This window comes from Streptomyces sp. SL06 (genome assembly GCF_058244745.1).
In genome coordinates, this window is sequence record NZ_JBSYOT010000002.1 from 7,101,742 (window position 1) to 7,116,731 (window position 14,990).

The window sequence follows — 14,990 nt, forward strand, 5'->3', positions numbered from 1 at the left end:
TTCACGGTCACGGACGCGGCTCTCTCGGAAGGCCGAGGGCACGCTCCGCGATGGTCGTCCGGAGTACTTCGTTGGCACCGCCGGCGATCGTGTAGGCACGGGCGTACAGGAGGGCGTCCTGCCAGTAGCCGTCGGACACGGCGCGTGCGTCGCCCTCCACCAGCAGGCCGTCAAGACCCTGGAGTTCGACCGCGAGGGCGACGGCGTCGAGATTCGTCTCGCTGAAGACGATCTTCACGGCCGCCGCGTCCGCGGGGCCCTCGCGGCCGGCCGTCATACGGGACTGCACCGCCTTGCTCATCAGGTCGGCCACCCTCACCCGGGTGGCGAGCCGGCCCAGCCGGGCGCGCAGCGCCGGGTCGTCCAGCGCCGTGCGGCCCGCCGGGTCAGGGCGGCGGGCCAGGGCGAGCAGCCCCTCCAGGTCGTCCAGCAGTTCGCTGCTGTGGGCGGCGACCGACGTGCGCTCGTGCGCCAGACTCGCGCCGGCCACCCGCCAGCCCCCGTTCACCGGGCCGATGACCCGGTCGGCGGGGACGCGCACCCCGTCCAGGAAGACCTCGTTGAAGTCCGCGGTGCCGGTGATCTCCCGCACGGGCCGGACCTCCACCCCCGGGCTGCGCATGTCGAGGGCGAAGGCGGTGATCCCCCGGGTCCTCGGCGCGTCCGGATCGGTACGGGCGAGCAGGTATCCCACGTCCGCGTGCTGGGCGTTGGTCGTCCACACCTTCTGGCCGTCGACGACGTAGTGGTCCCCCTCGCGCCGTGCCCGGGTCCTGAGCGAGGCCAGGTCGCTGCCCGCCTCCGGCTCGCTGAACAACTGGCACCACAGGTCCTCCCCGGAGCGCAGCCGGGGCAGGAAGTGGCGCTTTTGCTCCGGTGTCCCGTGGGCCAGGAGCGCCCCGGCGGCCAGGCCGCCGGCGCCGATCTGCCCCCAGACCTTCGCGCGGGCCAGTTCCTCGGCGACCACGAACCCCGGCTCCGGACGCGGGTCGCCCAGACCGCCGTACTCCGTCGGCCACGACCTGCCCAGATAGCCGGCCGCGAAGAGGCGGGCCGTCCAGCGGCGCAGTTCGGGGACCAGGCCGGGGTCGGGTGCCCGCACCCCGGCGTGGGTCTTGTGCCCCGGGGCGTGGGCGCGGACGAAGGAACGCACCTCCTCGCGGAACTCCTGGAGTTCGGCGCTGGTGTCGAGCCTCATCGTCTCTCCTGTCGGATGCTGGGCAAAGGCGGCCGGCCCGTTCAGACCGTGGGCATTCCGGGATCGCGGGGCAGACCGAGTACCTGCTCGGCGAGGGTGTTCCGCTGGATCTCGGCGGTTCCCGCCCCGATGGTGGAGGCGCGGGTGCGCAGGAACCCGTGGAGCCAGCGGCCGCGCTGGACGGCCTCCGGCGATCCGGGTCCGAGCAGTGCGGCGGGTCCGAGCGCGTCGACGGCGAATTCGTGCAGATCCTGCTCGAAGGCGGTGATGTGCAGCCGTGAGACGGACGACGAGGGGCCCGGCTCGCCGTGCCGCAGGATGTCGGAGATGGTGCGCTGGCCGTTGTAGTGCATGATGCGCACCCGGATCTCGAAGTCCGCGACCCGGTCGCGCACCACCTCGTCGCGCAACGCGCCGGTCTGATCGAGCAGTTGCGTCAGTTCGGTGAGGACCCGGCGGTAGGTCGCGGCCTGGTTCATCGCGCCCGCGGCCCGCTCGTGGCCCAGACTGGTGCGGACCAGCGGCCAGCCCCCGTTCTCCGGGCCGACACGGTCGGCGACCGGCACCCGGACCTCGTCGAAGAAGACCTCCGCGAAGACGTGCCCGCCGGTCAGGTCGAGCAGCGGGCGTACCTCCACGCCGGGCGCGTGAGCGTCGACGACGAGATAGCTGATGCCGCGCTGACGCGACTCACGGGTCCCGGTGCGCACGAGGGTGAAGAAGACGTTGGCCCGGTCGGCGTGGCTCGTCCACACCTTCTGCCCGTTCACCACGTACGCGTCGCCCGTACGGCGTGCGGTGGTGCGCAGGCTCGGCAGGTCGGAACCGGCCTCCGGCTCCGAATACCCCTGTGCCCACACCTTGTCGCCGCGCAGCATGGCCGGCAGCCAGCGCCGCTTCTGTTCCTCCGTGCCGAACTTGATGATGGTCGGGGCGGCGATGCCGAGGCCCGTGCCGACCGGCGAGGGCACCCGGGCCCGCGCCAACTCCTCCTGGTAGACCACCTGGTGGGCGAACGGCAGATCCATCCCGCCGTACTCCTTCGGCCAGCCGGGACCGGCGAACCCGTGGTCGAAGAGCGCCGCCTGCCAGGCCCGGGTCCAGGCGAAGCGCCGGTCGGGATCGCGGGGCCGGCGTCCGGGCCCGCCGGTGGCGAGGAAGCCGCGCAGCCGGTCCCGGAAGCCGTCGAGCGACTCCGGGGCCCGGCCGGCTGGTGAGGATGTCATCGGGGGCCTTCTCCTGACGCGGTGAGGCGGGCCAGTCGGGCGCGCTCCTGCCGGGGAGTCCCGAACAGCAGCTCCGCCGACTTGGCCCGGCGCAGATACAGGTGGGCGGCGTGCTCCCAGGTGAAGCCGATCCCGCCGTGGATCTGGATGTTCTCCTTGGCCGCACGGGTGAACGCCTGCGAGCAGTAGGCGCGCGCCACGGACGCCGCGATCGACGCCTCCTCGTCCGGCTCGCCCACGACCGAGGCGGCGAACCGGGCGGCCGATCGCGCGCACTCGACCTCGACGAGCATCTGCGCGCACTTGTGCTTGATCGCCTGAAAGGAGCCGATCGGGCGGCCGAACTGCTCGCGGGTCGCGGCGTACTCCACCGCCATGTCCAGGCACGCCGCGGCGCCGCCCACCTGCTCGGCGGCGAGCGCCGCGCGGACCAGGTCGCCGACGGCGGCGAGCCCGGCGCGGGCGTCGCCCGCGCCGAGGCGGGTCGCGGGCGCCGTGTCGAGAGCGATCGACGCGAGAGGACGGCCGGGGTCCAGTCCGTCCAGCCGGGTCCGGCGGACGCCGGGCCCGGCACCGGGCAGCGCGAAGACCCCGATGCCCTCGGGGCACCGCGCGCTCACCAGCAGCAGGTCGGCGAGGTCGCCGTCCACCACGTAGGTCTTCGAGCCGGTGAGCGTCCAGCCGGCCCGCCCGTGCTCGGCGAGTGTCGCGGGCGGGTCCTCCCACCCGGCGTCCGGCTCGGCGAGGGCGAGCGTGGCGGTCAGCCGCCCCGCGGCGATCCGGGGCAGCCAGCGCCGGCGCGCGTCCTCGTCACCGCAGTGGGCGAGAGCCGACCCGGCCAGGACCACGGTGGCGAAGAAGGGACCCGCGTACAGGGAGCGCCCCATCTCCTCCAGGACGACCCCCAGCTCGACCGGCCCGAGCCCCACGCCCCCGTACTCCTCCGCCACGGCGACGCCGGCGAGCCCGAGCGGGCCGGACAACTGCTGCCACAGGTCCATGTCGTACGACGGGGGCGGGCCGTCGGGGGGCTGCGCCCTCGGGGCGGGCGCCTTGTCGTCGAGGAACCGGCGCACCAGCGCCCTCAGTTCCTCCTGCTCCTCGGTGAGGCTGAGACTCATCGCTCGTCCCTAGACATGGGCATGCCCTTCTCGCGGTGCGGCACACTGGCAACCATTAGAGTAAATGAGTGAACTGATTCAGGGCAGGGGGGTGACATGGTCGGGGTGGCCCGGCCCGATCGGACGGTTCGCCGACGGGTGCGTGAAGTGTTTCGGTCAGCGGCACCGGGATCGCCCTATGGACAGGCCGATCAAGTACACTCATTTGCATGAGTGTCACACCGGGATCACAGGTCGGTCGGGCTGTTCGGGCGCCCAAGACGGCGGAACTGATCGCCGCGCAACTGCGTCGTCAGATTGTCAGGGGCCAGCTCCAGCCCGGTGAGACCCTGCCACCGGAGATCCAGCTCATGGAGCAGTTCAACGTCTCCCGTCCCACGCTGCGCGAGGCCTTCCGCATCATGGAGGCCGAGATGCTGATCAGCGTGCGCCGGGGCAGCCGGGGCGGCGCCCAGGTCATGGCCCCCGACTTCACGGTGGCGGCACGGCATGTGGGTCTGCTGCTGCAGATGCAGGGCACGACCGTCGACAACGTCTACGAGGCCCGGATGGTGGCCGAGCCGGCCTGTGCCCGGATGCTGGCGAAGCGCCGTACCAAGCAGGACCTCGCCGATCTCACCGAGGTCGTGACGGAGTTGCAGACCGCGGTGGAGTCGACGGGGGACCTGGTTCCCGACCCGGTGCTGTGGTCGAGACTCACCTACCGCTTCCATGAACTGATCATGCAGCGCTCCGGCAACAAGACCCTCGCGGTGCAGGGCGCGGTCCTCCAGGAGATCGTGGCGACCCACCTCGAACTGCGCGTCGCGCGCAACTTCGACACCACCGAGTCGCCCGAGCGCTTCCACCGGGCCATCAAGGCCTACAAGCGACTGGTCACCCTGCTGGAGGCGCGGGACGCCGAGGGCGCGGAGCGCCACTGGCGCAACCACATGAAGGTCGCGGGCACCTACCTGCTCAAGGACGATCTGCACAACAAGCCCGTCGTGGACCTCTTCGCCTGATCCGCCGCCGGGCCTGTCCGGCGTCCGCATGTCCCCTCTCCGGCCCCGGCGCGCGTCCGCTCGCTCCGGGGCCGGCCGGTCTTCCCCCGCCCCGCCGCACGCACCGCGCATCTTCTGTCCCGGTCAGCGGAATGCGCCGCTGATCGCGGAACGCGGCGCCCTAACCTCCTCCTAATGCCTCCGGCCGACGGGCCGCACGCGTCGCGGCTGCTCCGCCGTGTCACAGCCCCGGGTCCGGTGCCCGGACCTGCCGGGTGACCCGTGACCCGTCGTGCGCCCGGCCCTCTCGCATCCACGTCGACATCGCCATCGTCTTCCGTCCCCGGCGCGCCCGCCGGCGGAGGGCAGCGCGGCATGCGGGCCCACCCCCGCTCGATCGACGGGTTTCGTGAGCCGGCCGGCTCCACGGCAGCAGCACTCGGAGCAGGTGACGGATCAAGGGAGATCTGCATGGACGAAAGACTGAAGTTCCGGTTCTACCGCCTGTCGGTCTGGTGCGGAGCGGCGGTGGCGGTGGCCAACACGGTCGCCTTCTCCATCGTCGGCAAGCTCACTCCGCCGGTCGCCCCGACCGACAGCGCCGCGACCGTGGCCGACTTCCTGTCCGACAACCGCACCGGAATCCTGTGGGCCGTGGTCCTCATGGGGATCGTCGTTCCGCTGTTCTATCCGTTCGCGGTGGTCACCAGCCTGCAGATGCGGCGGATCGAGGGCGGCTGGGGTCTGCTGTCGATGGTTCAGGTGACCACCGCCGTCGTCGCGCCGACGGGCTGGGTCTATCCGCTCGCGGTGCTGGCCACCGCCGCCTACCGGCCGGACCGCGACCCGGAGCTGATGCGGCTGCTCAGTGACCAGTTCTGGCTCACCTATGTCGGTGTCGCCGTCATCTTCGTCGTCAACGTCGGCTCGATCGGCATCGCGGCGCTCATCGACCGGAGCCCGGAGCCCGTGTTCCCGCGCTGGTTCGGCTGGATGAACATCGTGCTCGCGGCCCTCTTCTTCCCGGGGGTCTTCGTGTACGTGGTGACCGACGGGCCGTTCGCCTGGAACGGTGTGTACTCGATGTACATCCCGACCGTCGCGTTCGTCATCTGGAAGATATCCATGATCATCGTGCTGTTGCGCGCGGTGAAGAGCGATGAGCGGCAGACGCTCCAGAAGGCGGCCGCGGCACCCGCCGTGTGAGTTGCCGCAGTGAGGGCGGCCCCGCCGGAAAGGGGGGGCCGCCCTCACCCATGTCCGCCGCCGCCCGGCGGATCAGAGCTTGGAGTACTGGAACTTGCGCCCCGCGCCACCGTCGACCACCAGCGTCTGGCCGGTGATCCAGCGGGAGAGATCGGTGAGGAAGAAGAGGATCGCCGAGGCGATGTCGCTGGTTGCGCCCACCCGGCCGAGCGGCACCTGCTCGGCCGCGCGCTCGTAGTAGTCCGGCTCCGGGTGCCGCTCGGCCACCCGCGGGGTGGCCGTCTGGCCCGGCGCGACCACGTTCACCCGGATGTCGGGGCCCAGTTCCAGGGCCGCGGTGCCGGCGAGGTTGGTGACGGCCGCCTTGGCGGCCCCGTAGACGGCGTGGTTGGGCGAGGACCGCAGTCCCGAGATCGAGCCGACGAACACGATGGAGCCGCCCTGCCGCATCGCCCCGGCCCCGATCTGCAGGGCGAGGAAGGCGTGGCGCAGATTGAGGTCGAGGCCGCGTTGCCAGAGGTCGTCGGTGATCTCGCTGATCGGGCCCCAGTCGGAGATGCCGATGATGTCGGCGATGCCGTCCAGCGGACCGAAGTCCTCCACGGCCTCGGCGACGAGGCGCTCCATGTCCGCCCGGTCGGTGGCGTCCCCGGTGGCGGCGCGACCGCCCACCTCCTCGGCGACGGTCTTGGCGCGGTCCGGGTCGGTGTCCACGACGGTCACCCGTGCCCCGACGCCCGCTGCCGCGTGACAGGTCTGGCGCCCGATGCCCAGGCCACCGCCGAGAACCAGTACGTGTTTGCCCTCCAGGCTCAGCAGGCCCTTGTAGTCGGGGGTGATTTCGGTGAAGCCCATCGTTCCTCCCGCGGTTGCGGAGTTTGATCTGAACGGGGTCCGCGAAGGCCTGTGACAGTCCTTGACGCCAGACAGAAGCACCTAGTTAATATAGCGATATCCGTTGAGTAAGTTAGATGTTTCTAGCCGATGCGCTCAACGCCTCACCCGAGCTTTCGGGAGATCCCCGGGTGTGCGTGGCGCGGACCCGCTCGCGCCGCGAGTTGAGAGGTGATCCTCGAATGGACCGGGTCCCACCGGAGCGCCTGCTCCGTGGTGTTCTGCCAGGTCTGCCCTGGGCGGACAGCCACTCGCGGCTTCCCGCGGCGGCGTGCGGGAAGCTGACCGCGGACACCGTGCGCGCCGCGAGGATCCCCGCGGGAGTGCACCTCGCCTTCACCGGCACGGCCACCGTCGTCGAGCTGACGGTACGGGTGGGGGAGCGCACCACGGTGCCCGCGCCCTCCGTCCCGGACGCCTTCGTCGTGAGCGTGCCGGACGGCCGCGAGTCGAGCGTCCGCGTGCCCTTTGGCGGCGGAACCGTACGGATCCCCCTGCCCCGACGCGACCCGGACCAACCGGTGCGCGTCCATCTGCCCGAGACGGTCGAGGTGTTCCTCGACGCGATCACGGCCGACGCCCGTCTGGAGCCGGTCCCGCGCGGCCCGCTGTGGGTGGTGTACGGCGACTCCATCACTCAGGGCTGGTCGGTCACCCGGCCCGGCTCGGCCTGGCCCTCCCTGGTGGCCGACGGCCTCGGGCTCGACCTGGTCAATCTCGGCTTCGCCGGTGCGGCACGCGGTGAGCTGCCCGTCGCGGACGTGATCGCCGGGTCCGGCGCGGCGGGCGTCGCGCTGGCCTGGGGCACCAACGCCTGGACGTCCCTGCCGACCGGGGCCGCACATATGGCGGAGACGACACGGCTGTTCCTGACGGCGGTCCGCCAGGGTCTGCCGCACACGCCCCTCGTCGTGGTGAGCCCCATCGTGCGGCCGGACGCGGAGCATCGCACCAACCGCTTCGGCGCGACCCTCGCCGACCTGCGCGACGCGCAGGAGTCGGCCGTTCGGGACTTCACGGCGGAGACCGGCGACCGGGACATCACCCTCGTGCCGGGCCGCGACCTCGTGCCCGCGAAGGAACTCGTCGACGGAATCCACCCCGGTGACGAGGGACACCGGAGCCTGGCCGCCGCGGTCACGCCCCGGGTCGCCGCCGCGCCGGCACCCGACGTACGAAGAGGCCCGCGATGACCGGATGTCCCGCTGCCCTCGACCGCGGCGCGAGCGGCGGACCGGCCGGTGCGGAGGCCGGCGTCCCGGACCGTCCGGCCGACGGGTCCGACGCCCGCCCACCGCCCTCGGCCGGCACCGCCGAGAACCGCCCGCCAAGGCACCCCTCAAGCCCCGCCGGCGCCCGCGCCGCCGGCCCCCGCGCCGCCGGGCCCCACGACGCGGCGCACTCCCCTCTTCCCCGCCTCCGGGCTCCACGTCAACGTACGACATCACGCGAGATCCGCGGCCGGCACCCGGGTGCCCACCCCCTCTCGCCCCGCAGACGAGTACACGAGCACAGCACCGCCGGCCTTCGGCGGGGAGGAGTGGCATGGACCTGAACGCGTTGTTCTCGCTCACCGGCAAGTCGGCCGTCGTCACCGGAGGCGGCAGCGGCATCGGCAGGGCGAGCGCGAAAGTGCTTGCCGCGGCCGGCGCCCGGGTCGTCGTCGCCGACCTCGACGCGGCGAGCGCCGAAGAGGCGGCCGCCGAGATCAAGGAGGAGGGGGGACAGGCGCGGGCACACCCCGTCGACGTGGCCGACCCCGCCGCGGTGGACGCGCTCGTCGACGAGACGGTCGCGACCCACGGGGGACTGGACATCCTCGTCAACAACGCCGGCATCATGATCCGCCGTCCACTCGCCGAGATCTCCCACGAGGAATTCGACCGGATTCTGTCGGTCAACCTCAAGAGCGTCCTGTACGGCTGCCAGGCGGCGGCCCGGGTGATGCCGACGGGCTCCAGCATCGTCAACACCCTCTCCACCATCATCGACTTCGCCACCGTCGGCACCGGCTCCTACGCCGCGGCGAAAAAGGGCGCGGAGGCGCTGACCCGGACCTTCGCCGTCGAACTGGGGCCACAGGGCATCAGGGTCAACGGTGTCGCCCCCGGGTGGACCGACAGCGCAATCACCCGGCAGCGGGGCACCGACGCCTCGGGCCGGTTCGACCAGGACCAGTTCGACGAACTCGCCCGCAGGATGGCCGCCGCCGCCCCGCTGCGCAGGATCGCCGAGGCCGACGACTCCGCCCATGCCGTGCTCTACCTGGTCTCCGAAGCGAGCCGCGCCGTCACCGGACATGTGATCCGGGTCAACGGCGGGGCCTCGATGGCCTGAAAACCGATCGGCACCACCCGGACCACTCGAATCGTGCGGCCGACTGGGCGGCCGGCCGATCCACCTGACCACCTCTGTCAGAGCGAGCCGCTCCGACCGAAGGCGGAGCCCGCAGCGGGCCCGCCGTGATCTGACGACGCAGAGCCGATGAAGTCTCTTCCCGTGAGGGACCTGTTGGGCGGGCCTGCCATGCAGTCACCGTCCAGGGATGCTCAGGAGGTCACCGTGTCCGAAACCGAAACCGAATCCCCATCCGGAATGGTCGACAGGGTCGTGCTGATCCTGGAGGTCTTCGAGCGATCCGGCGGGCCGCTCACGCTGGGACAGATCAGCTCGCGCACCCGCCTTCCGCGTTCCTCCGTGCACCGGATCCTCCAGCAGCTCGTCAGCGCGCGCCTGCTCAGCCGGGACGACAACGAGTACCGGCTCGGTCTGCGCATGTTCGAGATCGGCAGCCTCGTCGTGCACCGCACCCGGATGAACGAGGCCGCCCGGCCACTGCTTCAGGAACTGTGCGCGGCCACCGGACACGTGGTCCATCTGGCCGTGCTCGACCAGCAGGACGTGGTGTACCTGGAACGGATCGGGGGCACCTTCGCCACCGCCCTGCCGTCGCGGATCGGCGGCAGACTCCCCGCGCACTGTACGGCGGTGGGCAAGGCGATACTCGCCTACTCGGCACCGGGCATCGTGGACGAGTACCTGTGGAGCGGACTGTGCCGGCGCACCGAGCGCAGCATCGGCACGCCCCAGGCACTGGAATCCACCCTCACCAGGATCCGCAGCACCGGATACGCGACCGAGATCGGCGAGTCCGTGGCCGGGGTGTCCTGCGTCGCCGCACCCATCCTCGTCCTCGGTGCCCCCCTCGCCGCCATCTCGGTGTGCGGGCCGTACGACAGGATCCGCGTCGACGAACTGAAGTTCCGGGTGAAATGGATCGCGGCGGAGATCTCCCGGCGTCTGACGGCGACGAGCCGGCCGGGCCCACGGCGGCTGATCACGACTGTTCCGCTCAGTGGACACCTCGCGTCCGCCGGTTCGCCCGGCCCGGCACGATGAACCCGTGACCGGCCAGGAAGCAAGGGGCCGCGATCCCCGCGCCGGCCCGTCCACCGCGGCCCGAACCCGCCCGGCAGGCCCGGCACACCGGGAGACGGCACAGCCCGATCCGCCGGAGGATGTTCGTGAACGTCAAGCGCACCGGACACACAGGCGGCGGTCGAACGACTGGAGCGGGCGAGTGCGACGGGACTGCCCTGCGCACCGCTCACCGACCTGCTCGGCCGCACCGACATCGACCTCGCCTACCGGGTGCAGCAGGCGGTGACCCGACGCCGGCTGGCGGCCGGGGCCCGGCTGGTCGGAAGGAAGATCGGGCTGACCTCCGAGGCGGTGCAGTCCCAAGTGGGCGTCGACCGCCCCGACTTCGGCGTCCTGTTCGCGGACATGCGCTACTCGGACGGCGAGGAGGTGCCCGTGGAGCGGCTGATGCAGCCGCGGGCGGAGGCCGAGGTGGCCTTCCTCCTGGGCCGCGACCTGAGCGACGAGGACGCCCTCACCCACCTCCGCGACGCGGTGGAACTGGCGTACCCCGCCGTGGAGATCGTGGACAGTCGGATCAGCGACTGGAAGATCTGCATCACCGACACGGTCGCCGACAACGCCTCCTGCGGAGTCTTCGTCATCGGTGAACAGGGTCTGCCGCTCGACGCGTTCGAACCGGCGGACACCGTCATGACGATGCGCCGCGACGGCGAGGTGGTCTCCAGCGGGACCGGACGCGCCTGCCTCGGCGACCCGCTCAACGCCCTGCGCTGGCTCGCGGCCACGGCGATCGAGTTCGGCGCGCCGCTGCGCGCCGGTGACCTGGTGCTCTCCGGGGCGCTGGGCCCGATGGTCCCCGTGCGCCCCGGTAACGTCTTCGAGGTGCGGATCGAACCCTTCGGCACCATCACCGCGCGATTCTCGGGAAAGGCAGAGCGATGACGCAACGCACCGGCGTGGCGATCGTCGGGTCCGGAAACATCGGAACCGACCTGATGATCAAGGTGAAACGCGCCTCGGCCCAGCTCGAAGTGCTCGCCATGGTGGGCATCGACCCATCCTCCGACGGACTCGCCCGTGCCGCCCGGATGGGTGTGGCCACCACCTCCGAGGGGGTGCGGGGGCTGCTGGACATGCCGGAGTTCGAGGACGTACGGATCGTGCTCGACGCCACCAGCGCCGCCGCCCACGTGGCCAACGCCCGCCTGCTGGAGGGGCACGGCCGGCGGCTGGTGGACCTCACACCGGCCGCGCTCGGCCCCTTCGTGATACCGCCGGTCAACCTTGAGGAACACCTCGACGCACCGAACATCAACATGGTGACCTGCGGCGGACAGGCCACCATCCCGATCGTCGCCGCCGTCTCCCGGGTGACCGAGGTGCCGTACGCGGAGATCGTTGCCTCGGTCGCCTCGCGCTCGGCCGGACCCGGCACCCGGGCGAACATCGACGAGTTCACCGAGTCCACGGCGCACGCCGTGGAGACGGTGGGCGGCGCCCGCCGCGGAAAGGCGATCATCATCCTCAACCCGGCCGAACCACCGCTCATCATGCGCGACACGGTGTTCTGCCTCGTGGGCGACGCGGACCACGACGAGATCCGGCACTCGATCGACCGGATGGTCACGGAGGTCGCCGCCTATGTGCCCGGCTACCGCCTGGTGCAGAAGGTGCAGTTCACCCCGATCGACCCCGCCGAGGTGAGCACCCTGCTGCCGCGGGGGTCCGGCCCGGTCGACACCAAGGTCTCGGTGTTCCTGGAGGTCGAGGGCGCCGCCCACTACCTGCCGGCCTACGCGGGCAACCTCGACATCATGACCTCGGCCGCCATGCGCGTCGCCGAACGAATCGCCGAACGCACCAAGGCGGTGGCCCGATGACCGAGATCTATGTGCAGGACGTGACGCTCCGGGACGGCATGCACGCCATCCGGCACCGGATCGAGCCCGAGCTGGTCGGCAGGATCGTCGCCGCGCTCGACCGGGCGGGTGTCGCCGCCATCGAGGTCACCCACGGCGACGGACTGGCGGGCGCGAGCCTCAACTACGGTCCGGGCAGCCACACCGACTGGCAGTGGATCGAGGCCGCCGTCGCCAACGCGAAGCGAGCGGTGATCACCACCCTTCTGCTGCCCGGCGTGGGGACCGTGGCGGAACTGCGCCGGGCCTACGAGCTGGGGGTGCGCTCGGTGCGGGTCGCCACCCACTGCACGGAGGCGGACGTGGCCGCCCAGCACATCGCCGAGGCCCGCGAACTGGGCATGGACGTGTCGGGCTTCCTGATGATGAGTCATATGCTGGGCCCCGCGGAACTCGCCGCCCAGGCCCGGCTGATGGAGTCCTACGGGGCGCACTGCGTCTACATCACCGACTCGGCCGGCCGGCTCACCTCGGACAACGTCCGGGACCGGGTGCGGGCCTACCGGGACGTCCTCGACGCGGAAACCCAGATCGGCATCCACGCCCACGAGAACCTGTCCCTGGGCGTCGCCAACTCCCTTGCCGCCGTGGAAGAGGGCGCCTACCGGGTCGACGCCTCGCTGGCCGGCCAGGGCGCGGCCGCGGGCAACACTCCCATCGAACCGTTCGTGGCCGTGGCCAACCTCAAGGGCTGGAAGACCGGTTGCGACCTGTTCCCGCTCGAGGACGCAGCCGACGACCTGGTACGCCCGCTTCAGGACCGCCCGGTCCGCGTCGACCGGGAGACCCTCACCATCGGCTACGCCGGGGTCTACGGAAGCTTTCTCAGGCACGCGGAGAACGCGGCCCGGCTGTACGGGCTCGACACCCGCGACATCCTGGTCGAGGCCGGCCGGCGCAAACTCGTCGGCGGCCAGGAGGACATGCTCATCGACATCGCGCTGACCCTGCAGAGCCAGAAGTCCTGAACTCCGACAAGCGGCACCCCCCGTCGCCGGGACCGGCCGGACGAACCGCCGCGTCGGACAGGCGCAGGGCCACCTGTTCCACCGGCACACATATGGAAGGACACACATGAGCGAGATCGAATACGACCCGGGCCCACAAGTGGCCTACGCGGGCACCATCAATCTGGGCACACCCGACCTGGAACGTTCACTCTGGTTCTTCCGCGACGTGCTCGGCATGGAGGTCGTGGCCCAGACGGGCGGCGTGGCCTACCTGCGCGGCTACCAGGAGCTGGTGCACCACTCGCTGGTCCTGACCCAGCAGGACGAGGCCAAGGTCAACTCCTACGGCTTCCGGGTCAAGCGCAAGCAGGACGTCGAGCTGTTCCACAAGCAGTTCGAGCAGGAAGGCGTCGAGTCGGTGGAGATCGGCTCGGGCCAGATCCTGGGCCGGGGGGAGGCGGTCCGCTTCCTGGTGCCGGGCAGCGACCACCCCTTCGAGCTGTACTACGACATCGAGAAGCCGCTGGCGGAGGAGGCGCTGCGCTCCAAGCTGCCCAGCAACAGCTCCCGCCGGCGGGGCATGGGCGTGCGGCGCCTGGACCACATCAACCTCCAGACCAGCTCGGGCACGGTCAACGAGGCCGAGAACTGGCTGCGGGACTCGCTCGGATTCAGGCGGCGCGAGTTCGCTATGCTGCCGCAGGCGCCCGACATCATCCTGGCGTCCTGGCTGTCGGTGACTCCGCAGGTGCACGACCTGGCCATCGGAGTCAGCGCGGACGACGACAACGGACGTTTCCACCACGTGGCGTTCAACGTGGAGAACTTCCACGACGTGCTCAGGGCCGCGGACGAGATCCGCGACCTGGACATCGCCTACGGCCACGGGCCCGGCAAGCACGGCATCGGCCAGGCCATGTACCTCTACGTCCACGACCCCGGCTCCGGCCACCGCATCGAGCTGTACTCCGGCGGCTACCACATCTTCGACCCCGACTGGGAGGCGCTGGAGTGGAAGCTGCCCGAACTGGAGTACGGGCAGACCTGGTACGGCGATGTCCTGGACGTCGGTCCGGGCGGGGCGTTCCTGTCCACCTCGCCGTCCGCGGGCCTCATCGAGTGAGCGGCGAGCGATGAGCGCGACCTACGAGTCGACCAGGGTCACCAAGGACATCGGGGGACTCACCTTCGCCTACCACGAGGCCGGTGAGGGCGAGCCGCTGCTCATGCTGCACGGGTCGGGGCCCGGGGTGAGCGCCTGGTCCAACTTCCGGTACAACCTCCCCGAGTTCGCCAAGCGGTTCCGCACGGTGATGCCGGACCTGCCGGGCTTCGGCGGGACCGGACTGCCGGAGCTGGACCAGGTGTACCCCGTCGTCGCGGCCGAGTGGATCGTGCGCCTGATGGATCATCTGGGCGTGGAGTCGGCGGCGTTCGTCGGCAACTCGATGGGCGGTGCGGTCGCCGCGGAACTGGCCGCCCGGCACCCCGAACGTGTCCGCAGAATGGCACTCATGGGCTCGGGCGGACTGTCCGTCGGACTGTTCAACGCCGAACCCAGCGAGGGCTTCAACCGGCTCTTCGAGTTCCTGGAGAACCCCACCCGTGAACACATGATCGCCTGGGTGCGGACGATGGTCTCGGACCGGCGGCTGATCACCGACGAACTCATCGACGAGCGCATGGAGAACGCGCTCGCCGAGGGGGTCATCGACCGCACCCGGGCCATCATCGGCTCCATGTTCGACCCCGCGCGGCAGGCCGCGTACACGCCGCTGTGGAAGCAGGTGGCGTCCATCACCACCCCGATCCTGCTGCTGTGGGGCCGCGACGACCGCATGCTGCCCTACGACCAGGCCCACTTCGCCGCCCGCTGGCTGCCGGAGGTCGAACTCCACACCTTCTCCCGCTGCGGGCACTGGGCGCAGATCGAGCGCAAGCGCGAGTTCGAACGGGTCGTGACCGAGTTCCTCACCCGCGCGGAGACCGGCTCCGACGGCTGAGCCCGCGGTCACCGCGGACCGGCCCGGCGACATGCGACCGGGCCGGCTCGCGGGGCCGCACTCGTCCCCGCTTCCCGGTCAGCGGGACACGCGGCCCCACCGGGAC

The 14,990-nt window shown here is 71.2% G+C and carries 14 protein-coding genes; 10 read left to right on the forward strand and 4 right to left on the reverse strand.

The annotated features are described in order from the left end of the window. Positions 1–7: 7 nt before the first annotated feature. The 3 genes from AC4IHM_RS32440 to AC4IHM_RS32450 are packed head-to-tail and all read right to left on the reverse strand — an operon-like array spanning position 8 to position 3,545. Positions 8–1,198 carry an acyl-CoA dehydrogenase family protein gene (locus AC4IHM_RS32440; RefSeq protein WP_490870534.1) on the reverse strand — a complete coding sequence of 397 codons (1,191 nt, stop codon included), beginning with the start codon at positions 1,196–1,198 and terminating at the stop codon, positions 8–10. A 41-nt stretch (positions 1,199–1,239) separates the two neighbouring features. After that, the gene (locus tag AC4IHM_RS32445; protein WP_490870535.1) at positions 1,240–2,424 is read right to left on the reverse strand and encodes an acyl-CoA dehydrogenase family protein; all 1,185 of its coding nucleotides are present in this window, start codon (positions 2,422–2,424) and stop codon (positions 1,240–1,242) included. Further along, positions 2,421–3,545: an acyl-CoA dehydrogenase family protein gene (locus AC4IHM_RS32450; RefSeq protein WP_490870536.1), complete on the reverse strand. Its 1,125-nt coding sequence runs from the start codon at positions 3,543–3,545 to the stop codon at positions 2,421–2,423. Before AC4IHM_RS32450 ends, AC4IHM_RS32445 begins: the two co-directional genes overlap by 4 nt. A 209-nt stretch (positions 3,546–3,754) precedes the next feature. On the opposite strand from AC4IHM_RS32450, the gene AC4IHM_RS32455 reads away from it, so the two are divergent. Beyond that, entirely contained in the window at positions 3,755–4,549 is a 795-nt protein-coding gene (locus tag AC4IHM_RS32455; protein ID WP_490870537.1) for a FadR/GntR family transcriptional regulator, read from the forward strand. A gap of 450 nt (positions 4,550–4,999) precedes the next feature. After that, complete coding sequence (locus AC4IHM_RS32460; RefSeq protein ID WP_490870538.1) at positions 5,000–5,734, forward strand: hypothetical protein; 735 nt, start codon at positions 5,000–5,002, stop codon at positions 5,732–5,734. Between the two features lie 72 nt (positions 5,735–5,806). Here the strand turns inward: AC4IHM_RS32460 and AC4IHM_RS32465 are convergent, their stop codons facing one another. After that, positions 5,807–6,589 carry an SDR family NAD(P)-dependent oxidoreductase gene (locus AC4IHM_RS32465; protein WP_490870539.1) on the reverse strand — a complete coding sequence of 261 codons (783 nt, stop codon included), beginning with the start codon at positions 6,587–6,589 and terminating at the stop codon, positions 5,807–5,809. A gap of 221 nt (positions 6,590–6,810) precedes the next feature. Between AC4IHM_RS32465 and AC4IHM_RS32470 the strand changes: the two genes are divergently transcribed. From AC4IHM_RS32470 to AC4IHM_RS32505, 8 genes are all read left to right on the forward strand, one after another. Next, positions 6,811–7,821, forward strand: a complete 1,011-nt coding sequence (locus AC4IHM_RS32470; protein WP_490870540.1) for an SGNH/GDSL hydrolase family protein — start codon at positions 6,811–6,813, stop codon at positions 7,819–7,821. Between the two features lie 352 nt (positions 7,822–8,173). Then, entirely contained in the window at positions 8,174–8,965 is a 792-nt protein-coding gene (locus tag AC4IHM_RS32475) for an SDR family NAD(P)-dependent oxidoreductase (RefSeq protein ID WP_490870541.1), read from the forward strand. Between the two features lie 225 nt (positions 8,966–9,190). Then, the gene (locus AC4IHM_RS32480; protein ID WP_490870542.1) at positions 9,191–10,027 is read left to right on the forward strand and encodes an IclR family transcriptional regulator; all 837 of its coding nucleotides are present in this window, start codon (positions 9,191–9,193) and stop codon (positions 10,025–10,027) included. A gap of 264 nt (positions 10,028–10,291) precedes the next feature. Continuing rightward, entirely contained in the window at positions 10,292–10,954 is a 663-nt protein-coding gene (locus AC4IHM_RS32485) for a 2-keto-4-pentenoate hydratase (RefSeq protein WP_490870543.1), read from the forward strand. After that, positions 10,951–11,892, forward strand: coding sequence for an acetaldehyde dehydrogenase (acetylating) (locus AC4IHM_RS32490; RefSeq protein ID WP_490870544.1), 942 nt, complete (start codon positions 10,951–10,953; stop codon positions 11,890–11,892). Before AC4IHM_RS32485 ends, AC4IHM_RS32490 begins: the two co-directional genes overlap by 4 nt. Next, the gene (gene dmpG / locus AC4IHM_RS32495) at positions 11,889–12,899 is read left to right on the forward strand and encodes a 4-hydroxy-2-oxovalerate aldolase (RefSeq protein WP_490870545.1); all 1,011 of its coding nucleotides are present in this window, start codon (positions 11,889–11,891) and stop codon (positions 12,897–12,899) included. The genes AC4IHM_RS32490 and dmpG overlap by 4 nt, the downstream gene beginning before the upstream one ends. A 106-nt stretch (positions 12,900–13,005) precedes the next feature. Continuing rightward, entirely contained in the window at positions 13,006–14,004 is a 999-nt protein-coding gene (locus AC4IHM_RS32500) for a VOC family protein (RefSeq protein WP_490870546.1), read from the forward strand. Between the two features lie 10 nt (positions 14,005–14,014). Continuing rightward, positions 14,015–14,884, forward strand: a complete 870-nt coding sequence (locus tag AC4IHM_RS32505; RefSeq protein ID WP_490870547.1) for an alpha/beta fold hydrolase — start codon at positions 14,015–14,017, stop codon at positions 14,882–14,884. Positions 14,885–14,990: the final 106 nt, after the last annotated feature.